Here is a 22,125-nt window from a genome sequence, read left to right on the forward strand (position 1 = left end):
GATAGGAGGGCAGGGCGGGGCGAAATTGGATAAATGCGACATGTTACTCCCGGTACTCAATGCCCTCCGGCCGCCCTGCAAAATACTGGCGGGGGTGGTAACCTGAAAACTCCCTGAACTCGCGGATGAAGTGAGACTGGTCGTAATACCCGCATGCATACCCTATCTCTGTAAGGCTCCTTCCTTCTCCGTAAGCGGCCAGCGCATGCTGGAAGCGGATGATGCGGGTGTATAGTTTGGGAGAAAAACCGCAGTATTCCTTGAAGCGCCGTTCAAACTGCCGCCTGGAGAGGCAGGTTTCCGCGGCCAGTTGTTCTACGTTCAATTGCCCCTGCTGGTGAAGAATATGCCGTAGTGCCAGGTGCGCGGCGGTGGGGTGTTGTGCCCTTTTCCGCAACCGGGCCTCTAAAAAAGCGCTCAGTATTTTTACCCTTGCGTGGTGGTGCGGCGCGGTCATGATACGTTCTTCCAGCAGGCGGCCTTCTGTTCCCAGTACTGCTTCCAGGCCGGGCATCTGGTTGCTGAAGTCCGTAGCAGGGAGGCCAAACAATTGGGGCAGCGCGGTGGGGTAGAGGTACACCCCGAAAATGCCGAAGCTGCCGTGTGTCAGAAAGCGGCGGTAATGGCTGCTTTGGGCATGCACTACCGCGGGGTGGTAAACATCGCCCGGCCGCGCCGGCTCCGTGAACATGCCTTTATAGTGAAATACCATTTCCACACAGCCGTCTGCCATAGAGCGGTATACGTACGGCTCCCCCAGGGACACTTCATGCTCGAATACCCAGAACATGCGCACATGGGCCACCAGAGCGGGTGGAGGAGGAAACGTGCGGTACATACACAAAAATTTTATTAAAGTTACCGCATATATATCTATTTCCCAACGCGGACTCACCCGAAAGCCGGCATACGCGCGCAACGATGTGAAAAAAATACGGCCTGTACAGGGTTTGGACGGAATTTATTTCAGGAAACCATGACTAAACAAAAAATCTAATTTGTATTTTGTTCCGCGAACTATCACGTTTACACTTAAATAAAACCATGGCAAAGAAAGAAAACCAAACTTCCAGGCGGGCATTTGTCCGTAACTCACTGGGAGCGCTGGCTGCATTCACCATTGTGCCTCGCCACGTATTGGGGCGCGGTTACCTGGCCCCCAGCGATCAGCTCACCAAAGCCGTTGTAGGCACCGGCGGTATGGGCCGCGGCCATTTCGGGTATGCCGGTACCCGCGTGGTGGCCATCTGCGATGTGGATAAAACGCACATCCAGAAAGCCCTGGACGTATTGCCCAACCAGGGCAAAGGCGTAAAGACCTTTGCAGATTACCGGGAGCTGATACAGTTGCCCGAAGTTGACATTGTGCACGTGGCCACGCCGCCGCACTGGCACGGCATTATTGCCGCAGACGCGGCCCGCGCGGGTAAAGACGTGTGGTGTGAAAAACCTATGACGGCCACCATTGGCGAAGGTAAACGCCTGGTGGAAGCGGTACAGCAGCATGGCCGTATTTTCAGGCTCAACACCTGGTTCCGCTTTGATGCCAACTTCTACGGCATGGGCACTACCGTGAAACCCATCAAGAAGCTGGTGGAAAGCGGTTTGCTGGGATGGCCCCTGAAAGTGACCGTGAGCCGCCATACCGGTTTTGACTGGAAATTCTTCTGGGTGGGCAAAACCAACCTGGAGCCGCAGCCCGTTCCCAAAGAACTGGACTATGATATGTGGCTCGGCCCCGCGCCCCATAAACCCTACCACCCGCACCGCGTACACAGCACCTTCCGCGGGTACTGGGATTATGATGGCGGCGGTCTGGGAGACATGGGCCAGCACTACCTGGACCCCATCCAGTATTTCCTCGGTAAAGATGATACCAGCCCTGTGAAAGTAGAGATAGATGCGCCCCAGCAGCATACAGACGCGGTAGGCACCTGGCGCAAGATCACCTATACTTATGCAGACGGTTGCCAGATAATATTAGACGGTGCCGGTACAGAAACCAAGGCAGCTTATATTGAAGGGCCGAAAGGCAAGCTGTACCAGGGTTTCAAGTCAGACATCCCGGACCTCGAAAAGAAACTCGCCGAGTTCCCTGACCCTGCCCCGCAGGTAACGGACTTTGTGGAGGCCGTTAAAAAACGCCAGAAGTTTGCGCTCAATGAAGAGAACGGGCACCGTTCCTGCACCATGGTGAACATCGGCAAAATTGCCCTGCAACTGGGCCGCAACCTGGAGTTTGACCCGGTAAAACAGGAGTTTATCAACGATGAAGGCGCCAACAGGCTGATATTCCAGCCCATGCGCGGACCGTGGACCATCTAATCAACAACACAACAATGAAAAAGATCCTTTTAATAGCTGCATGTTGCCTGGCGCAGATGGCCGTAATGGCACAGCCCAGGCAAGACAACCGCGCAGCGCATACAAAGATCGCGGACCTGCTGGCACAGCAGCCTGCGCAAAACGCAAAACAGCTTGACGCCAATATGAAGGCGCTGGCTGAACTGGGAGAGGAAGGCATTACCGGAATGGCTGCCATGCTGTCTCCCGCCGGAAAAGGAGACAACGGCGCCGTGCAGTACGCACTGGGCGGTTATGCCTTCTACGTCACCCAGCCGGGCAAGGAAAAAGAACGCACCGCTGCCGTAGATGCCTTCTGCAAGGCATTGAAGCAGGTGAGCGATAAAGAGAACAAGGCATTCCTCATCACCATGTTGCAGCACATTGGTACGGATGCGGCCGTTAGCAGCCTGCAACCTTACCTGGCAGACGAGCGCCTGTGCGATCCCGCTGCCCGCACACTGGTGAAGATCAATTCTCCCGCTGCGCAAAAGGCGTTGCTGGAAGCATTGCCCAAAACAAGCGGCCGCAACCAGCAGATACTGGCGGAAGTGATCGGGGATAGCCGCATGGCCGGCGCTACCGGCGCCCTGTTGCCGCTGGCCGCCTCTTCAGACAAGATGCTGGCCAAAACGGCGCTGTATGCCCTGGCCCACATTGCCGAGCCGCAGGCCGCAAACGCATTGAAAGCCGCTGCCGCCAAAGCCGGTTACAAGTATGATGAAAGCAACGCCACCGCTGCCTACCTGCTGTACGCGCAGCAGATTGCCGCAAAAGGCAAAACGAAAGAAGCAACGGATATTGCTAACTCCGTAATGTCTGCCGCCGGCCGCGCCGGTCAGCAACAGGTGCGCACCGCCGCACTGTATCTGCTGCACCAGCTGCAGGGCGAAAAAAGCCTGCCCGTATTACTGGCGGCTGTGAACGATCCTTCCGCGGAGTACCGCGATGCCGCGCTCAAATTTGCCGGCCAGAACCTCACACCCGCCGCTACGGCTGCATGGATCAAGGCACTGGCAAAGGCTAACAGCGGCGGTAAAGCGGCTGTTATTTCCATGCTGGGCAACAACAAGGTAGACGCCGCTGCGCCCATTGCCATCCGCTCGCTGGCGGATAAGGATGCCAATGTAAGGCTGGCCGCAATTACCGCTGTTGGCCAAACCAGTGGCGCCCAGGCTATTACCCCGCTGCTGGCCCTCATGAAAAAAGGCGATGCCAAAGAAGTAGCCGCCATTGCCGGCGTGCTGAAAACTATAAAAGGCAATGAAGTAGTAACGCAGGCCGGCGCCGCATTGGGCACTATGCCTCCCGCCGCGCAGGTAGCGCTGATAGATGTGCTGGCCAGCCGCAAGGCAGACGGCCAGGTGCAGAACGTGCTGGCCCTTACCCGCTCTCCGCAGGAAAACGTGCGCAAGGCCGCTTATGATGGCCTCAAAGATGTGGTAACCGCCCAAAACCTGCCGTCCCTTTTTACACTGCTTTCCAAAGCTGCCGCCCCTGCTGATGTGAAAGCGCTGCAGGCTGCCGTAGTGGCCGGCGCAGGCTCGCTCTCCGACCCAGCAGAGCCGGTGATAGCACAAATGAAAAAGGAAAGCGCCGCAGGGCAGGAGCGTTATTACGCTATACTGGCCGGTATTGGCGGTGCCGCCGCTAAAAAAGTGGTGAGCGATGCATTTGCCAATGGCAGCGCTTCACAGAAGGCCGCGGCCGTAGCGGCCCTGGTAAGCTGGAAAGACGCCAGCGCGGCCAATGACCTTATCAATATTGCCCGTAATAGTGCAGACTACCGCAAAACCACCCTGCAAGGGTATGTGCGCCTGGCAAAAACTGCCGGCACCGCAGAGCAGCGCCTGCTGATGCTCACCAACGCCATGGAGCTGACGGAGGATGCGGGCCTGAAAAAGAACATCCTGCAACAGGCGGAGCAATGCAAAACGTTCCCCGCGCTGGTGTTTGCCGGTCAGTATCTGGACGATGCCGCCGTACAGGCCCAGGCCGCTGATGCAGTGATGGGCATTGCGCTGGCAGATAAAACGTATAGCGGCCCCCTGGTGCGCAACCTGCTGGAAAAGGCTGCCAAAGCCCTCAAAGGTGGTGATGCGGACTACCAGCGCCAGGCCATCCGCAAATACCTGGATGAAATGCCCGCAGGCGAAGGATTTGTGCCCATGTTCAACGGTAAAGACCTGAGCGGCTGGAAAGGCCTTGTGGCAGACCCCGTTAAACGCGCTAAAATGGACGCGGCCACATTAAAGAAAGAACAGGAAAAAGCGGATGCCGTAATGCGGGAAGGATGGAGCGTGAAAGACGGCCTGCTGGTGTTCAACGGCCATGGCAGCAACCTCTGCACGGAGAAAAAGTATGGCGACTTTGAAATGTTCGTTGACTGGCAGATCACCAAAGACGGTGATGCAGGCATTTACCTGCGTGGTACGCCCCAGGTGCAGATCTGGGACACCGCCCGCCGCGATGTAGGCGCCCAGGTAGGCTCCGGCGGCCTGTACAACAACCAGAAAAACCCCAGCAAACCCACCGAGCTGGCAGACAACGCCATTGGTGAATGGAATACCTTCCGCATCATCATGAAAGGAGACCGCGTAACGGTATACCTCAACGGTAAACTGGTGGTAGACAACGTGATACTGGAAAACTACTGGGACCGCAAGCTGCCCATCTTCCCCGAAGAGCAGCTGGAGCTGCAGGCGCACGGCACTCACGTGGCCTACCGCAACCTGTATATCCGCGAATTTGAACAACCCAAACCGTTTGAGCTGAGCGCCGAGGAAAAGAAAGAAGGGTACAAGGTCCTCTTCGATGGTACCAACATGCATCAGTGGGAAGGTAACACTACCAGCTATGTGATGGATAACGGCAACATCCTCTGCTCACCGAAAGGTTCCGGCGGCGGCAACCTGTACACCAAAGAAGAGTTCGCAGATTTTGTGTTCCGCTTTGAGTTCCAGCTCACGCCCGGCGCCAACAACGGCCTCGGCATCCGCATGCCTCCCGGCGGAGACGCTGCTTACAAAGGCATGGAACTGCAGATACTGGACAATGAAGCAGACATCTACAAAAAACTGCACATTTACCAGTACCATGGTTCCGTATACGGTGTAATACCCGCCAAACGCGGCTTCCTGAAACCTAACGGGGAGTGGAACTACCAGCAGGTAACGGTAAAAGGCACACATATTATTGTGGAGCTGAACGGCACCGTTATCCTTGACGGCGATATTGCTGAAGCAAGGGATAAAGGCACGCTGGACAAAAAAGACCACCCGGGCCTGAAGAACACTACCGGCCGCATCGGCTTCCTGGGCCATGGCTCCGTGGTGCGCTTCCGCAACATCCGCGTAAAAGACCTGGCAAAGAAATAAACCGCGGTACATCCGCAGAAAGAGAAAGGGCTGTCAAATTCTGACAGCCCTTTTTTGTATGGGGAAGAGTAGCAACTATCAATATTGTTGTACCGGGGGAGGAACCGCATCTGGCAAGCGCGCTTTCCTTATGCCGGGAAAAGTGCGGCAGGCCATATGGGCCGCATGCTCACTGGTACCCGGGGTTGTTCGGGTTCAGCTTGGGGTTTTTATCGATGTCTGACTGCGGTACGGGCATGAGGTACAGCCTGTCGTCCCACTTGCGGGTTTGCACCAGGCCGTTCTCCAGATCGTACAGGTTGGTCATTACATGGGGTGCGATCTTCCAGCGGCGGATGTCCCTGAAACGGTGCCCTTCCAGTACCAGCTCAATGCGGCGCTCCTGGCGGATGGCTTCGCGGAGCAAGGCCTGTGTGCCCAATGCGGCGCGGTTGAGCACGGGCATGCCGGCGCGGGTGCGCAGCTGGTCTATGGCATTGTACACGGTGGCATCCGGGCCGGAAAGCTCGTTTTTGGCCTCTGCGTAGATCAGCAGTATTTCCGCGTAGCGGATAATGATGTGATTGGCATGATTGTCTATCCGCGCGCCCCAGGCTACAGGGTCTACATATTTACGGAAGTTGTAGCCGGTTTTGGAGCAGTTGTTGCCGCCCTTCACCCAGGTAAAAGCGTAACCATCTTCGATACTGTTCCAGGGCGCTTCATCAAACAATATGCTGGCGTAGAAGCGCGGGTCCCGGTTGCGGTACTCCGCGTAAAACGCAGGGTCTGTGGCGCGGGCTTTATAACGTGTGGCGCGCTCCGCCGCGGGAACGGGGGCAATAGCAGCGCCTGTTTTAAAGCTCTGGTAAGCATCTACCAGGCTTTGCGTGGGCGCTATGGAGCTCCAGCCGCCGAGGTCGTCAGACAGCAGCAGGGTGTTGATGAACTTGGTGTCTTTTTCAGGGATGTGCTGCCTGTCCAGTATCACTTCTTTATTTTCTTCATACTGCTGCCAGAAGAGCTTTTCATAACTGCGCAGCCCCAACCTGAACCGGGCGGCCTCATCCGCGTTCGCAAAATCTACCCAGCGGGCATAATCATCTGCGGCGTCTTTAGCGTCTTCACTGGTTACCCTGAACAGTTCGTAGCCCATGCCCATTACCTGCTCCGCGGCTTCCACCGCCAGTGGCCACTGGCCGTTGTAAAGGTGTACGCGGGCTTTCAGCGCCAGCGCCGCGCCTTTTGTAACGCGGCCTTTTTCATTGTTCTTGCCGCCGGCGTAAGAAGGCGGCAATACGGCGGCCACCGCGGCCAGCTCATCCGTAATGAACTGCAGCACCTCCGCTTTGGGCGTACGCGCTACATAAGATTCTTCTACGGTGAGGGTTTTGGTGATCAGCGGCACGTCTCCGAAGTTGCCCAGCATATTGGCGTAACGGAAAGCGCGCATAAAGCGGGCTTCCGCCTTGTAGCGTTCTTTCAGCGTATTGTCCATCGGCGCCTTGTCTACGTTCTCCAGGAAGTAGTTCACCCGGCGGATGGCCTCAAAGTTCCAGCCTTCGTTCATGGAAGTGGTAACGTCTCCAAGAGAAATAGTGGTGGCATTGCTTTCCCAGGGGTACTGGGCGTGGGCGTTATCTGTAGAGCCGTCTTCGTAGGCATTGCCGTCACTGCCGTCTATCTGCTGATAAATGGCGTTCAGCGCGGCGGTGGCGTCTTTTTCGCTGGTCCAGAAAGTGCCTTCGGAAAGCTGGTTCTGCGGGGGCCTTTCCAAAAAGTCCTTGTTGCAGGAAAACAGCAGGCAGGAGGCCGCGAGCGCTGCTATATGGAATGTATATCTTGTCATTTCTTTTTCTGTTTAGATCATCATTAAAAACGCACGTTCATACCTATGGCCCAGGTTTTAATACCAGGGTAACCGCCGCGCCCGGAGCCTATTTCTGGGTCATAATCGGTCAGGCGTTTGTCCATCATGAAGGTGAACGGATTGTTGGAAGTGACGAAGAGCCGGGCCTGTTGCATGCCTGCTTTTTTCACCAGCCTGCCGGGGAAGGTGTACCCGAAGTTCAGCGAACGGATGCGCAGGTAAGAGGCGTTGAACAGCCAGAAAGACGAGCGGTTGTCATAGTTATGCTTGCCGTCTGCGCTGATCAGGATGCGGGGATACGCGGCGTTGGGATCGGGGTTGGCCGTTGTCCAGCGCTGGAGGTGATAGCTTTTTACGCTGGCGCCGTTGAAGAAAGAAAAGGCCGCTTCCCCGTCCAGGTAGGTTTTTACACCGGCCGCGCCGTACACCAGCACTTCCACGCTGATCCCTTTCCAGGAGGCGCCAATGCTGCCGCCGTAGTTCACCCAGGGCACGTCGTTGCCGAGGATCACCCGGTCACTGGCGTCTATCTGGCCGTTGCCGTCCTGGTCTTTGTACTTGATATCGCCGGGTTTGGTGGAGGCGGATTGCGTGGCATGTTCGTCTACGTCTTTCTGGTCTTTGAAAAGGCCCATGGCCTCCCAGCCGTAGAAGGAACCAACGGATTCGCCCACCCGCTCGATCCAGCGGTCGCTGAGCCGCTCGGTAACGCCGGGGCCGAGGTTTACGATGGTGTTGCGGATGTGGGAGATGTTGGCGCTTACATGGTATTCAAAGTTTTTGCCAATGCGGTGGGTGTGGCTGAGCATCAGCTCTATGCCCTTGTTCTGCGTGGCGCCGGCATTCACCGTAGCCGCGTCCAGCGCGTAGGTAGCGGGCACGCTCTGGGTGAGCAGGATGCCGTCTGTTTTTTTGATGTAATAGTCTGCCGTTACGTCCAGCAGGCCGTTAAAGAGGGTGAAGTCAAGCCCTACGTCCGTCATGGTCACTTCTTCCCAGCTGGCCAGCTTGTTGGTGCCGGTTTTCTGCCATACGCCGTCTACCGGGCCGCCTTCAAAGTTGTAGGAGTAGCCGGTGTTGAGACGGTCATAGTAGTTGCCGAGGGCCACATTGTCCTGGTTACCGAGGATGCCCCAGGAGGCGCGCAGCTTCAGGTTGTTGAGCCATTGTACGTTCTTCATGAAAGGCTCTTCGGAAATGCGCCAGCCGGCGGAGAGGGAGGGGAACTTGGCCAGCCGGTAGTCCGGGTGGAAGCGGGATGAAAGGTCCAGGCGGAGGTTGGCTTCAAACAGGTATTTGTCTTTGTAATTATAGTTGGCGCGGCCAAAGAAGGAACGGATGGCCCATTCTTCCGCCGTGGAGCGGTTGGCGGAGCCGTTATCGTCTTCACTGATGTTCTCCGAGCCGCCGCCGCCCAGGCCTACAGTGTTGGCCGTGTTGTTGGGGAAGCGTTTGCGGCCTACAAAAGCCTGGCGCAGCTCATTGCTCTCCTGGGAGGCGCCTATCATGAGTTTGGCGTTATGCCTGCCGAAGCTCTTTTCGTACTCCGCATAGGCTTGCAGCAGCAGCTCCTGGCGGCGCGTCCAGTACTCTTCCATTTCGTTGGGGGTAACGGCGGTGGAGGCAATGGGTTGTTTGGTGATGAAGTTGATCAGCGGCGGCAGCTCGTTCCAGAAACGGTTGTTCACGTCGTTGTTGTACTTGATGGAGCCGAGGCCTTTGATGCTGAGGCCGGGCAGCGGGGTGAGGGTGGCGTTGAGCGCGGTTTGGGTAACCTGGTTGCGCGTCCAGCCGCGGCCGCCTTCCGCCATGTTGCGCAGTACATTGTCTTTGGCCAGCGTAGCGTCTACCTTGCCGCCGTTGATGGTGCCCCAGCTGCCGTCAGACTGCCGTGCGGCCATGGTGGGGCCCAGCCGGTTGAGGCTTACCCAGTTCATTTCACCGCCTTCGGTATCCAGGTCTTGCTTCAGGAAAGACATGTTGGCGCCAACGTTCAGGATGGGGAGCACCTGCGAGTTCACGTTGAGGCGCACGGTATAACGGTTCATGCCTTTATTCTGCACCAGCGACTGTTGCCCCAGGTAACCGGCGCCCAGGTAGTACTGCGTTTTGTTGCTGCTGCCGGTTACGCCTATCTGCACGTCTTTGTAGGCAGGGCGGTTGGCCAGCGCCTCATCATACCAGTCCGTATCCGGGTACAGGTCCGGGTCACTGCCGGTGGCAAATTTGCTGATCTCTTCTTCCGTATACCGCGGTTGTTTACCGGCATTGGTCATGGCCTCATTGTACAGGCGGGCAAAGTCCGCGGAGCCCAGGTAATCCGGCAGGCGGGTAGGGGATTGCCAGCCGTAGCTGGCGTTCAGGTCTACAGACATTTTGCCTTCCTTGCCGCGTTTGGTGGTAATGAGCAGCACGCCGTTAGCCGCCCGCGCACCGTAAATAGCGGCGGAAGACGCGTCTTTCAGCACGCTCATGCTTTCCACATCGGCAGGGTTGAGAGAGGCCAGCTCTCGGTTGGAGGCCGGTATGCCATCTATGATCACGAGCGGGCCCGGGGCGCCCAGGTTGGTCCGGCCGCGGATGGTCATGGTGCCCACGTCACTGCCTACATCGCCGGGGCGGTTCAGTACCGTAAGGCCCGGTACCAGCCCCTGCAGGGCGTTCTGGATGGAGGTAACGGGGCGCTGGGTGATCTGCGCGGGACTGATAGACGCCACGGCGCCGGTCATGCTGGCGCGTTTCTGCGTACCGTACCCTACCACTACCACCTCGTTCAGGCCCTTGGTATCTTCCTGCAGCCTGACGTTCAGGGTAGTGTTATTACCTATTTCCACCCGTTGGGGCAAATAGCCCAGCAGGCTGAAAATAAGCGCGGCCGTGGCCGGCGCTTTCAGTTCGTAGGCGCCTTCCGAATTGGTAAGGGTGCCGCGGGTAGTGTTTTCCACCCGCACGGCCACGCCGGGCAGGGGAACGCCGGTGCTGTCCGTTACCCTTCCCTTTACCGTAATATCTTCCAATTGGGCATGGGAGGGGGCAATGGCCACCAGGTTGTTGGAGAGCACTTTAAAGTTGAGGCCGGTATCATCCAGCAAAGTTTTCATCACTTCGTCAAAAGGCGTTTCTTCTGCGTTGAGCGTGATCTTTTTTTCGGCAGGAAGAACATCGTTGCTGTAAACGAACCTGTAGCTGGTTTTTTTCTCGATCAATTTTAGTATCCGTGCTAGTTGAACCTTTTCCGCCTTGAAGGTCAGTTTTGTCTTCTGAGAATAAACTTTGGCTGATACCTGCATACATGTAATAAGTATTATTACAAAACATACTTTCATAAAGAGCAGGACTTTTAAAATGGGCACGGGTAATGGCAATAAGACACCCGGAAGTCTGATTTTTTTCATACTTTTAAGTGGATTTAGGTCAATAAAATGCAGACAGGCCTCCGGTTCCAACTGAGAACCTGTCTTGTAAGTCTAAATTCTTCCAGGGAAATGTTAGCCGCATTTCCCTGATTCATTTAGTAACGTGGCTGCTTACATCATAGGCAATATTTTAACGGGTGATATAAATAGTTTGCCGGTCTATCCGGAAATTGAACGGCGCCGTGTACTGCAGCGCTTCCAGCGTTTCCCGGATGTTCTCATCTTCGAAAGTGGCCGTAAAGCGCAGGGCTGATGCCGAGCTGTCTGCAAATACGATCTTTACCTCAAACTTCCTTTCCAGCCGCAATGCTATATCCTGGAAACTTTCATTCATAAATGCCAGGCGGTTGGTGACCCAGGCGGTTTCCGCCACGGACCGGTCTGCCGGGTTTACGGATACGGCCGCCAGGGCGTAACCGTCTCGCTGCAGGGCCTTGAAGCCTTCTTCCGGCAGCATGCCCGGGCTTGTTGTCAGCGGCTGGTTGGGTAATACGATCTTTTCGTTGGGTTTCAGCAGCACTTTTTTGTCCGGGTGGCTGAGCGGGCTTACTTCAATGGCGCCGCGGATGAGGGAGGCCTCATGCGTCTGGTCGTTCGGGTACGCCTTTACATTGAAGGCGGTGCCCAGCACGCGGATGTCCATTTTACCCGTGTGTATCACAAAGGGTTTGCCCGCGTCTTTTTCCACGTCAAAAAAGGCTTCCCCGCTGAGGGTCACTTCGCGCTGGCTGTCCCCGAAACCCGGCCCGTACGTGAGGCTGCTGCCCGCATTGAGCCATACTTCCGTACCATCCGGCAGGGTGGCCTGCCGGGTGGCGCCGTACGGGGTGGTAATAGACCGGGCGTCTGCCCGGGCGGCCGTAACGGTGGCCGGCGCGGGCGTTTTTTTCAGCAGGAACCAGGCGCCCGCCGCCAGCGGCAAGGCTATGGCCGCTACCCTGGCCCAAACGGGCAGGCGGAAACTGCGGGCGGGTTGTTTGCTGCGGTTGATCTGCTGCCACAGCGTTTCCTTTACGGCCAGCTCCGCGGCCGCATCGGGAAAGGGCAGGGAGCTGCCGCCGCCGAGGGAGGCGTACCAGCTTTCCAGCTCCGCCAGTTCTTCCGGCGTACACTGCTGCCTGCCGTATTTATGCAGTAATGAATGAATGCGTTGTTGATCAGACGACATGGGTGTAAGTTTAATTTAGAATGGCCGGGATTATAGTCGCTGGAAAAAGGGAGTTGTACCAGAAGCGGGGGAAGTTTTTTTTAGGCTGTTGTTCGGAGAGGATAGTGCTTCCAGGGGCCAGGGTGACGCTGCCATGCCAGTCCGGTACAACGGCCCTGCATTGTCACCGCACTATCCATGCGTTGGCTGACCTTCAGCGCGCATTCTGGTACCGCTCCACCGCTTCCCTGATGCGGTGAATGGCCGTGCTGATCTGGTTCCTCACGGTTTGGTCGGAGAGGGAGAGCTTGCGGGCAATTTCGGCGGAGGGGAGGCCGCCGTCCCGGTTGAGGATGAATATTTCCCGCATGCGGCTGGGCATACGTTCTACCGCGGCGCGGATAATGCCGTTCAGCTCCTTGGTCTCATAGTCCGGGGAGGAGAGGGCGCCGCCGGGCAGTATGTTCTCGTAGTACAGGCCGCGTTGCGCGCGGAGGCGGTAATGGTCTATGATCTTGTGGCGGAGGGCGGCGTGGAGGTAAGTGTTCAGCTGTGCTTCCAGTTGCAGGGTGCCGCGTTTTTTCCACAGGTAGAGGAAAATTTCCTGCACCAGGTCTCCCGCATCTTCCGGGCTGGTCTTTCGGAAGGCAGTTTCATACAAACTCTTCCAGTGCCGGTCATAAATTTCCCGGAATGCCTGTTCACTGTTTTCTTTCAATAGGCCAACCAACGTGGCGTCTGAATAGTTTTTCAACAAAAAAGAGAAATTATCCCGCAGGCAAGTTAATAACTATCACGGGATAATAAAATATTTTCAGGGGGCTGTAAACTTTCGTAAAACTGGCACGTTATAGGAAGGATAATATGTGGACAGACAAACAGTAACCTATTGCATTAACCCAAATATACCTTTCATGAAAACGATCACGCTCATAGGCGGCATTACCGGCGTTCTGATGGCCGTTTTTGCCTACTTCGCGGAGCTGTACAGCTGGATGAGCATTGAGGCGGTGGTGACGCTCGGATTTGCAGGATATGTGTTGATAATCACCGCTATAGCCTATTTTTTACTCTCCTGGCTCACCAAGGGGATAAAAGAGGTGGAAGTGTTGTAACAGCAATAGTATATACATCAAAAAAAGGCTGACCCGTTGTGCGGGCCAGCCTTTTTTCGTTTCAAGCGGGAAAGGGCAACGGCTCTTGGGGCCATCGTTCCTTCCGGGCGCCAGGCGCCACGTTACGTTTTCGCCTGTCTCGTCGCGCCCCTTTATTTCTTCAGCTTGTCGGCAAACGCCTTTTTGAACTTCTCCAGCTTGGGCCGTATCACGTAATGGCAGTAAGGCGCCGAGCCGTTCTGGTTATAGTAGTTCTGGTGGTAGTTCTCCGCCTTGTAATACTCTTTCAGCGGCGAGATCTCGGTCACGATGGGTTTGTCATACGCGCCGGACTCCTGCAGCTTCTTTTTGTAGTATTCCGCTTCTTTCTTTTCCTCCTCATTGCCGTAGAATATTACGGAACGGTACTGCGTGCCCACGTCATTGCCCTGGCGGTTGAGGGTGGTAGGGTCATGGCTTTCCCAGAAGGCCTCCAGCAGGGTGGCGTAGTTGATCTTTGCGGGATCGTAGGTAATTTTGATCACCTCGGCATGGCCGGTATTGCCGGTACACACCTCCTCGTAGGTGGGGTTGGGCGTGGCGCCGCCTGAGTAGCCTGATTCCACTTTCAGTACCCCCTCCAGCTGCTGGAAAATGGCTTCCGTACACCAGAAGCAGCCGTTCCCAAATACGGCCTCCGCCGTTTTCTGATCTTTTTGAATGGTCATATCACCGGGTTCATTTACTTTTTTCCTGCCCTGTGCACAGGAGGCCAGGCTGCCGGTCAGCAGGCACAGGAGCATCACATGTTTCAGGTATTGCATATATCAAATTACGACATTTGCCGTGCTTTGGATCAACAAGTTAAGTAACTTTAACATTCTTTTCCGGAAGTGGCGGATGATGAACGGCGTTTGTCATTCACGGCTGCCGGTTGATCAAACATTTTTTATCAATTCAGGGGGATCGGCCAATTTTGCGGTACGAAAAAAGGAAAAAGGCTGCAATTGGGCCGGTAGCCGAATAAATTAAATTGACAAGAAGGTGAAATATTTTCCGGAGTCGGCGCTGGTGCAACTGGAATTTGACAAGGTGAAAACGCTCCTGCAGGAGCACTGTAAAACAGAACTGGGCAAGCAGATGGCGGAAGAGCTGCGGCTGCATACCCATATAGATTACGTAAAGTCTGCGCTGCAACAGGCGCATGAATATAAGCAGCTGGTGCTGCTGCAACAGCATTTCCCCAATGACTATGTGCTCAACCTGCGGCAGGAGCTGCGGTTGCTGGAAATACAGGGGGCCGTGCTGGGCGGGGAGCAGTTCATGCAGCTCCGCAAGCTGGCAGACAGCATGCACAGCATTGTAAGGTTTTTTGACGCTGACAGAAAGGTGACATATGCCGGTCTTTACGAAGTAATTGCCGGCACTTATTACGAAAAGAAGATAGTAGCGCTGATAGACGCTGTGCTGGACGAGGCCGGGCAGGTGAGGGACAATGCCACCCCTGAGCTGGCCAAAATCAGGATGGCGCTGTTCCGTAAACGTACGGACCTGCGGCGGGTGTTTGACCGCATCCTGTCCAAACTGCAGAAGCAGGGCTACCTGGCAGACATTGAGGAGAGCTTCCTCAACGGCCGCCGGGTGCTGGCTGTGTTTGCCGAGCAGAAACGCATGGTGAAGGGCATTCTGCACGGGGAGTCTGATACCCGCAGAACGGCCTTCCTGGAGCCGGAAGAGACCATCCAGCTCAACAACGAGGTGTTTTCCCTGGAAAGGGACGAGCAGCGGGAGGTGTACAAAATTCTCCGCACCCTTACGGCAGACCTGGCCAAACACCATGGCCTGCTGCAGGGTTATCACGATATACTGGGCATATTCGATTTTATACGGGCCAAAGCCCGGCTCGCCCTGGATATCAACGGGAATTACCCCATGCTGCTGCCACATGCGCAGGTGCATCTTGTAGAGGCCTATCATCCTTTGTTGCTGCTGTATAACCGCAAGCAGGGCAAACCCACCATCCCCGTCAGCCTTACGCTGAACAAGGAACATCACATCCTGGTGATCAGCGGGCCCAACGCGGGTGGTAAAACCGTGACCCTCAAAACAGTGGGGCTCATTCAGCTCATGCTGCAGGCCGGTCTGCTGGTACCGGTACACCCGGCCAGCCAGATGGGCATCTTCCGTAACGTGATGATCCACATCGGGGATACGCAGAGCCTGGAGTTTGAGCTGAGCACCTACAGTTCGCACCTCAAGAACATGAAGTATTTCATGGAGAACGCGAACGGTAAAACGCTCTTTTTTATAGACGAGCTGGGCAGCGGCTCCGACCCCAACCTGGGCGGGGCCTTTGCGGAAGTGATCATGGAAGAGCTGGCGCGCAAGCATGCCTGCGGCATTGTGACCACGCACTACCTCAACCTGAAGATCATGGCCGGCAAGGTGAAGGGCATTATTAATGCGGCCATGGGTTTTGACGAAGAAAACCTCCAGCCCATGTACAAGCTGCTGGTAGGCAAGCCCGGCAGCTCGTACACCTTCTCCATTGCCCAGCGTATAGGGCTGGACCCCGCCCTCATCAGCCGCGCGCGCAAGCTGGTAGATGAAGGGCATTTCCGGCTGGACAAGCTGCTGAACAAGGCGGAGCAGGACCTGCAAAAGGTGGAAAGCAAAGAGCGGGAGCTGCAGAAACTGCTGAAAGAGAACGAGAAACTGAAAAAGGAATACGAGGTACTGTCAGACAAGGAACGCGCGCAGCAGCAATACACCATATTGAAGCTGCAGAACAAGATCCGGGAAGAGGAGATACAGTACCTCAAAGACATGGAACGCAAGCTGAAACAGATCGTGGTAGAATGGAAACGGACGGAAGACAAGCAGAAAGTGATCAAACAGGCGGAAGCATTGCTCTTCCGGAAAAAAGAAAAGGCCATTAACGAAAAGCTGCAGAAAAAGGTACAGGATAAATTTGAAGAGGTGAAGGGAGAAGTGAAGGTAGGGGACCGGGTGAAGATACGTACCAATAACCAGGTAGGGAAGGTGAATGAGCTGCGGGCCAAAACCGCGGTGGTGCAGATAGGGAACATTCCCATACAGGTAAAGCTGAGTGACCTGGTGCTGGTGCAGGAACGGGCAAAAGCGGAATAACCGTACCTTTGCCTGCCGGCATTTCTGACGGGGCCTGAACATTTAACCTAACAAAAAACAGATTCCCATGCAACTCACCAAGATGCATCATATACCCCTCATCAGCTTCCAGGAGCCATCCGCCCGGGAAGAGGGTTCCCAGTTCATGATACAACTGGCCAACCTCCGGGATATTGACTGGGAGGGGTTTGATATTCCGCACCGGCACGACGGGTATACCATAGACATACTGCTCAAAGGCAGCATTACCCAATACATCGATTTCGAAAAACATACCATACACGCCCCCGCCGTGATCATGCTGGACCCGGAGCAGATCCACCAGCATGACCGCAGCTCCGATGCGGAAATACTGGCGCTCTATTTCACGCGGGATTTCCTGATCACCGAAACGCTGGGCGTATTGAGCTGCTGGCAATGCGTGTTCAAAGACAATGTGGTGCCGCTGGAAGAAAGCCAGTTGCAGGAATTGCTGGCCTTTGCCCGCATCCTGCTCACGGAGTTCAGGAGTGACAAGCCCCGGAAGGAGGCCATTATCCGCAATGTGCTCAGCGCCTTTATTATTGCCTGCGGCCGTATAGCCCGCCCGGAAACAGCGGAGATCTACCGGCCAGACAATAGTTTCAACAGCCTGGGCATCCAGTTCAAAATACTGGTAGACGAGCATTTCAGGGAAAAAGTGCAGGTGTCTGAATACGCGGAAATGCTGCATGTAACGCCCGGCCATCTGAATGATACGGTAAAGAATGCCATAGGCCGCAGCGCCAAGCAGATCATAGATGCCAAGCGCATTATGGAGGCAAAACGGCTGCTGTTCTGGCAAAAGCACTCTGTGAAACAGATCGCGGGGGAGTTGAACTTTGACGATGACGCCTACTTTTCAAGGTTCTTCAAAAAGCATACGGGACAAACACCAGCGCTGTTCCAGAAGACTATCCGCGAAAAGTACAATTAATCCCGCAATAAGGAATGTTTTCAAAAGCAAGTATCTTTTTACATTTGCAGTGTCAATTGCAACGCATCAATATCAGCGAACGATGAAACTTATGTAACCTAACTGTAACAGTTCTGTTGACGATATAACAGCAATATCGGGAACAGGGACTGCTAGTTTCAGTTATACTGCACGCCCAGGCAGTATTACATTACAGTCTTCCTTTTTTTCACACCATGTTTTGAATGCACCGGCATCATCATGCCCTGGTTGCCTTATTGTCTTCCGTTTACGGGATACAATACAGGATACAACACGGATGTGAACTTTCTAATTTTTCTATAAACAACCGAAGTATGAAATCAGTATTAAAATTCGACAGACCATTACACGAAAAAATGATCGCACATCAACCACTTGCCTACTCAATTGGCATCCTGATGTTGGCCGTATCATTATATAGCTGCTCATCTCCCAAGGCAGGCCCGGTCCATCAAGGCCCCCCGCAATTGCCTGTGATGGCGGTTGTATCAGCGCCGGCTACCACTTACCTTGAATTTCCCGCTTCGCTGGAAGGCAAGGTGAATGTAGACGTGCGCCCGCAGGTATCCGGCTATCTTGAAAAGATATTTGTGGATGAAGGCGCTTATGTAAAAGCAGGGCAGCCTTTGTTTAAAATAGATCCGAAAGTATATGCCGAACAATTGAACAGCGCCGCTTCGAACCAGCTTGCTGCGCAAGCTAACGTTGAAAAGGCGCAGGTGGAAGTGGACCGCCTGTCCCCCCTGGTTGCCAGCAACGTGATCTCTGACGTGCAGTTGAAAACGGCAAAAGCAAACCATGAGGCCGCAAAGGCGGCTTTAGCCCAGGCTAAGGCAGCCGCAGGCAGCGCACGGATCAATGTAGGCTATACCCTGGTCACCGCTCCAGTGAGCGGTTACATAGGGCGGATCCCTTATAAAGTAGGCGCCCTTGTAAGCAACGCCGATGCCCAGCCCCTCACCGTGCTTTCCGAAGTACAGGAAATGTACGCCTATTTTTCAATGAGCGAAACGGACTTTATCACTTTCCAAAACAATTTTCCGGGAAAGACGCTTGAAGAAAAGCTGAAGAGCACACCTCCTGTAGAGCTGATACTGGCAGATAACAGTACGTTCGCCGAAAAAGGGAAGATAGGAACGATAGAGGGACAATTCGATAAAACCACCGGGGCTATCACTTTCCGTGCCACGTTCCCCAATCCCGATGGTGTACTGCGCACGGGCAACACAGGCAAAGTAAGGTTTGCACAGGAGGTCCCTTCCGCCATTACGATACCGCAGGAAGCTACATTTGAGATCCAGGACAAAGTGCTGGTATATACTGTAGCCGATAGCAATAAAGTGTCCAGCAGGCCCATCCGGATCTCCGGGAAGACCGCCAACCTCTATTTTGTCAGCGAAGGACTGAAAGCAGGGGAGAAGATCGTTTTGTCCGGAACGGGTAATTTAAAGGACGGAGCTGTTATCACACCACAGCCGGTACCGGCAGACAGTGTGCTTAAGTCAAAAACATTGTAAGTAAGAGGCGATGCTTTTATGGCCATGCATGACATGCAAAATCGATTTTTACTTACGATCTAAAAAAGTGAATTCATCATGTTAAGAAGATTTATATTAAGGCCGGTGCTTTCTACGGTAGTGTCCATAATCCTGCTATTATTGGGCATTATATCCTACTTCGCCCTGCCTGTTACGTTGTTCCCGGACATTGCGCCGCCCAGTGTTACGGTGACGGCTGTTTACCCCGGTGCTAACGCCGAAGTAGTGGCCCGCTCCGTGGCCAACCCGATTGAGGAAGCCGTGAACGGCGTGGAGAACATGACCTACATGACCTCCAACTCCAATAACGACGGCAGTATGGTGCTGACGGTCTTTTTTAAACAGGGGACCGATCCCGATATTGCGGCCGTAAACGTGCAGAACAGGGTATCCAAAGCCACCAGCCAGTTACCCGCAGAAGTGGTAACGGCGGGCATCAGCACGCAGAAGGTGCAGAACGGTTTTATCATGTTCATGGGTTTGTATAGTGAAAACCCCAAGGAATACGATGAAAAGTTCCTCCAAAACTATATCAAGATCAACCTGATCCCGCAGATCCAGCGTGTACCCGGCGTAGCCCAGGCGCAGATCTTTGGCGCCAAAGACTATTCCATGCGTATCTGGCTAAAGCCCGACCGCCTGGCAGCCAATAATCTTGCACCGCAGGATGTACTGAACGCGATCAGGGACCAGAACATTGAATCAGCCCCGGGCCGTTTAGGCGAAAGCAGCACTGAGACCTTTGAATTTGTATTGAAGTACAAGGGTAAGCTGAGCCTGAACGAGGACTATGAGAATATTATCATCAAAGCCAACAGCGATGGGTCTATGCTTCGCCTGAAAGACGTAGCCCGTATAGAGTTCGGGTCGCTCAGCTATGGAGCTAATAACCTGCTGGACGGTAAACCGGCTGCGGGTTTCGCCATTATTCAGACGGCCGGCTCCAATGCCAATGAGATACTGGACAACATCGAGCATCTGCTGGTGGATTTCAGCGCCTCTCTTCCTGCCGGGGTGAAAACGGAAGTGATGTACAACGCCAAGGACTTCCTGGACGCCTCCATACACCAGGTCCGTGAAACGCTTGTGATCGCATTTTTGCTGGTATTCCTGGTGGTATACATTTTTCTGCAGGATTTCCGCTCTACGCTGATCCCTGCTATTGCGGTACCGGTGGCCATTCTAGGTACATTCTTCTTCCTGCAGCTGTTTGGTTTCAGTATCAACCTGCTAACCTTGTTCGCCCTGGTGCTGGCAATCGGCATTGTGGTGGATGATGCGATAGTGGTGGTGGAAGCGGTACACGCCAAAATGGAACACACGCGATGGCCGGCGAGGAAAGCTACCCTGAAGTCGATGGATGAAATATCAGGGGCCGTTATTTCCATTACATTGGTGATGATGGCGGTATTTATTCCCGTTGGTTTCATGGAAGGCCCCGCAGGCGTGTTCTACAGGCAGTTTGCATTTACACTGGCCATCGCGATCATGATCTCTGCGATCAACGCATTGACCCTGAGCCCTGCGCTGTGCGCCTTGTTCTTAAAACCTGAAGAAGGGGAGCATGGTAAGAAGACGGGCTTTGGAAGCCGCTTCTTTAATGCCTTCAATGCCGGTTTCCGCTCCATGACGAACCGGTACGTCAGGAGCCTTAATTTCCTGATCCGCCGCAAGGCGATTGCCATCGGCCTCCTGGTAATAGTGACCATCGGGGCGTTTATACTGGCCATGAGAACACCTACCGGGTTTATTCCTACAGAAGACCAGAGCTTCGTATTATATGCCCTGAACACACCTCCGGGCAGTTCCATGGACAGAACGCACAAGTCTACACAGAAAATAGACGAGGCGCTTCGCCAATTCCCGGCGGTAAAACATACGTGGACGGTGGATGGTTTTAACTTCATCAGCAATGCCGCGGCTTCTCCTTACGCCGCAGGGTTCGTACGCCTGAAAGACAGAGGGGAGAGGGGCGCCGTAGAGAATATTGACCAGATTACCGGAATGATGTACGGGCCGGCAAGCCAGCTGAAAGATGCAAGCGCCTTCTTCTTTACCTTCCCGACGGTGCAGGGTTTTGGTAACGTGAGCGGCTTTGAGTTCATGCTGCAGGATAAGCTGGGGCGCCCGCTGGACCAGTTGGGTAATAACGCCTGGGCCTTTATCGGCGCTTTGATGCAAAGAAAAGAGATCGGTGCGGCCTTCACCACCTTCTCAGCCGGCAACCCCCAATACAAGGTAGAAGTGGATAATTTCAAAGCCAAACAATTAGGCGTATCAATTAATGACCTGATGCAGACCTTGCAGATATATTACGGTAGCAGTTATGTTTCGGATTTTAACCGTTTCGGAAAATACTACCGGGTTGTAGCGCAGGCTGACGTGCCCTATCGTAACGATATCCACTCGCTGGATGGTATTTACGTGAAGAATAACCAGAGTGAGATGGTGCCGGTAAAATCAATGGTTTCACTTAAACGTGTATACGGTCCTGAAACCGTGACACGCAACAACATGTTCAATGCCGTGACCATCAATGGTACGCCCAAGCCGGGTTACAGTACAGGCGATGCCATCAAGGCCATTGAAGAGACCGCAAAAGAAGCGCTGCCCAATGGATATGGTTACGAATGGACCGGCGCAACCCGCGAAGAGATCAGCGCCGGCAGCCAGCAGATCTATATCTTCCTGCTCAGCATCCTGTTCGTATACTTCCTGCTGGCCGCGCAATACGAAAGTTATGTATTGCCGCTGGCAGTCATCCTCACCATTCCAACTGGTATCCTGGGCGTATTCGCCTTCATCGGTTTTGCCGGTCTGGACAATAACATATATGTACAGATCGGTATGATCATGTTGATAGGCTTGCTGGCAAAGAACGCCATCCTGATCGTGGAATTTGCCGTACAGCGGCGGCGTAACGGGATGGGGCTGCTCGAATCGGCGTTGGCCGGGGCAAGGGCCAGGCTTCGCCCTATCCTGATGACTTCCTTCGCCTTTATCGTAGGCTTGATACCCCTGGTATTTGTGCAGAAAGGCTCCGCGGTCGGGAACCATTCCATTGGCTATAGCGCCATTGGCGGTATGCTGACCGGCGTAATATTAGGCGTATTTATTATTCCTGTACTGTATGTGATATTCCAGTTCTTGCAGGAAAAAATAACCGGCCGTCCCGGCTTAAGGGTTTATGAAGAAGAGATGGAAGTGGAAATGGAAGAAGCAACAGTATAAGTAA

13 protein-coding genes are annotated in these 22,125 nt (G+C 54.4%); 7 read left to right on the forward strand and 6 right to left on the reverse strand.

Translation table 11 applies throughout. The annotated features are described in order from the left end of the window. Positions 1-43 precede the first annotated feature (43 nt). Positions 44-838 (reverse strand): helix-turn-helix transcriptional regulator, encoded by a 795-nt coding sequence (locus D3A97_RS15450; RefSeq protein WP_119079368.1) that lies wholly within the window; start codon positions 836-838, stop codon positions 44-46. A gap of 206 nt (positions 839-1,044) precedes the next feature. On the opposite strand from D3A97_RS15450, the gene D3A97_RS15455 reads away from it, so the two are divergent. Both D3A97_RS15455 and D3A97_RS15460 read left to right on the forward strand, forming a co-directional pair. Next, positions 1,045-2,325, forward strand: a complete 1,281-nt coding sequence (locus tag D3A97_RS15455) for a Gfo/Idh/MocA family oxidoreductase (protein ID WP_119079369.1) — start codon at positions 1,045-1,047, stop codon at positions 2,323-2,325. Positions 2,326-2,339: 14 nt separating this feature from the next. Then, positions 2,340-5,720, forward strand: a complete 3,381-nt coding sequence (locus D3A97_RS15460; protein WP_119079370.1) for a 3-keto-alpha-glucoside-1,2-lyase-like domain-containing protein — start codon at positions 2,340-2,342, stop codon at positions 5,718-5,720. 169 nt (positions 5,721-5,889) lie between these two features. Here the strand turns inward: D3A97_RS15460 and D3A97_RS15465 are convergent, their stop codons facing one another. The 4 genes from D3A97_RS15465 to D3A97_RS15480 all read right to left on the reverse strand — a co-directional run bounded on the left by D3A97_RS15465 (position 5,890) and on the right by D3A97_RS15480 (position 12,889). Then, positions 5,890-7,548 (reverse strand): RagB/SusD family nutrient uptake outer membrane protein, encoded by a 1,659-nt coding sequence (locus D3A97_RS15465; RefSeq protein WP_119079371.1) that lies wholly within the window; start codon positions 7,546-7,548, stop codon positions 5,890-5,892. 23 nt (positions 7,549-7,571) lie between these two features. After that, a complete protein-coding gene (locus tag D3A97_RS15470) occupies positions 7,572-10,775 on the reverse strand; it encodes a SusC/RagA family TonB-linked outer membrane protein (RefSeq protein WP_157986572.1) in 3,204 nt (1,067 codons plus the stop codon). Positions 10,776-11,115: 340 nt separating this feature from the next. Then, positions 11,116-12,153 carry a FecR family protein gene (locus D3A97_RS15475; RefSeq protein ID WP_119079373.1) on the reverse strand — a complete coding sequence of 346 codons (1,038 nt, stop codon included), beginning with the start codon at positions 12,151-12,153 and terminating at the stop codon, positions 11,116-11,118. Positions 12,154-12,346: 193 nt separating this feature from the next. Beyond that, positions 12,347-12,889, reverse strand: coding sequence for an RNA polymerase sigma factor (locus D3A97_RS15480; protein WP_157986573.1), 543 nt, complete (start codon positions 12,887-12,889; stop codon positions 12,347-12,349). 157 nt (positions 12,890-13,046) lie between these two features. Between D3A97_RS15480 and D3A97_RS15485 the strand changes: the two genes are divergently transcribed. Further along, on the forward strand, positions 13,047-13,247 hold the full coding sequence (locus D3A97_RS15485) for a hypothetical protein (RefSeq protein WP_119079375.1): 201 nt from the start codon (positions 13,047-13,049) through the stop codon (positions 13,245-13,247). A 152-nt stretch (positions 13,248-13,399) separates the two neighbouring features. On the opposite strand, the gene msrA is transcribed toward D3A97_RS15485, so the two are convergent. Continuing rightward, the gene (gene msrA / locus D3A97_RS15490; RefSeq protein ID WP_232825976.1) at positions 13,400-14,050 is read right to left on the reverse strand and encodes a peptide-methionine (S)-S-oxide reductase MsrA; all 651 of its coding nucleotides are present in this window, start codon (positions 14,048-14,050) and stop codon (positions 13,400-13,402) included. 220 nt (positions 14,051-14,270) lie between these two features. On the opposite strand from msrA, the gene D3A97_RS15495 reads away from it, so the two are divergent. The 4 genes from D3A97_RS15495 to D3A97_RS15510 all read left to right on the forward strand — a co-directional run bounded on the left by D3A97_RS15495 (position 14,271) and on the right by D3A97_RS15510 (position 22,121). Beyond that, on the forward strand, positions 14,271-16,376 hold the full coding sequence (locus D3A97_RS15495; RefSeq protein ID WP_119079376.1) for an endonuclease MutS2: 2,106 nt from the start codon (positions 14,271-14,273) through the stop codon (positions 16,374-16,376). A 67-nt stretch (positions 16,377-16,443) separates the two neighbouring features. After that, positions 16,444-17,331 (forward strand): helix-turn-helix domain-containing protein, encoded by an 888-nt coding sequence (locus D3A97_RS15500; RefSeq protein WP_119079377.1) that lies wholly within the window; start codon positions 16,444-16,446, stop codon positions 17,329-17,331. A gap of 497 nt (positions 17,332-17,828) precedes the next feature. After that, complete coding sequence (locus D3A97_RS15505) at positions 17,829-18,869, forward strand: efflux RND transporter periplasmic adaptor subunit (RefSeq protein WP_232825977.1); 1,041 nt, start codon at positions 17,829-17,831, stop codon at positions 18,867-18,869. A gap of 78 nt (positions 18,870-18,947) precedes the next feature. Next, positions 18,948-22,121: an efflux RND transporter permease subunit gene (locus D3A97_RS15510; RefSeq protein ID WP_119079379.1), complete on the forward strand. Its 3,174-nt coding sequence runs from the start codon at positions 18,948-18,950 to the stop codon at positions 22,119-22,121. Positions 22,122-22,125: the final 4 nt, after the last annotated feature.

The organism is Chitinophaga alhagiae (assembly GCF_003568665.1).
Classification (GTDB): domain Bacteria; phylum Bacteroidota; class Bacteroidia; order Chitinophagales; family Chitinophagaceae; genus Chitinophaga; species Chitinophaga alhagiae.

Bases quoted from the DNA above. Each gene is read 5' to 3' on its own strand.
- D3A97_RS15510 (WP_119079379.1), top strand. From the start codon at position 18,948: ATGTTAAGAAGATTTATATTAAGGCCGGTGCTTTCTACGGTAGTGTCC.
- D3A97_RS15500 (WP_119079377.1), top strand. From the start codon at position 16,444: ATGCAACTCACCAAGATGCATCATATACCCCTCATCAGCTTCCAGGAG.
- D3A97_RS15475 (WP_119079373.1), bottom strand. From the start codon at position 12,153: ATGTCGTCTGATCAACAACGCATTCATTCATTACTGCATAAATACGGC.
- D3A97_RS15460 (WP_119079370.1), top strand. From the start codon at position 2,340: ATGAAAAAGATCCTTTTAATAGCTGCATGTTGCCTGGCGCAGATGGCC.
- D3A97_RS15485 (WP_119079375.1), top strand. From the start codon at position 13,047: ATGAAAACGATCACGCTCATAGGCGGCATTACCGGCGTTCTGATGGCC.
- D3A97_RS15450 (WP_119079368.1), bottom strand. From the start codon at position 838: ATGTACCGCACGTTTCCTCCTCCACCCGCTCTGGTGGCCCATGTGCGC.
- D3A97_RS15455 (WP_119079369.1), top strand. From the start codon at position 1,045: ATGGCAAAGAAAGAAAACCAAACTTCCAGGCGGGCATTTGTCCGTAAC.
- D3A97_RS15505 (WP_232825977.1), top strand. From the start codon at position 17,829: ATGGCGGTTGTATCAGCGCCGGCTACCACTTACCTTGAATTTCCCGCT.
- msrA (WP_232825976.1), bottom strand. From the start codon at position 14,050: ATGCAATACCTGAAACATGTGATGCTCCTGTGCCTGCTGACCGGCAGC.
- D3A97_RS15465 (WP_119079371.1), bottom strand. From the start codon at position 7,548: ATGACAAGATATACATTCCATATAGCAGCGCTCGCGGCCTCCTGCCTG.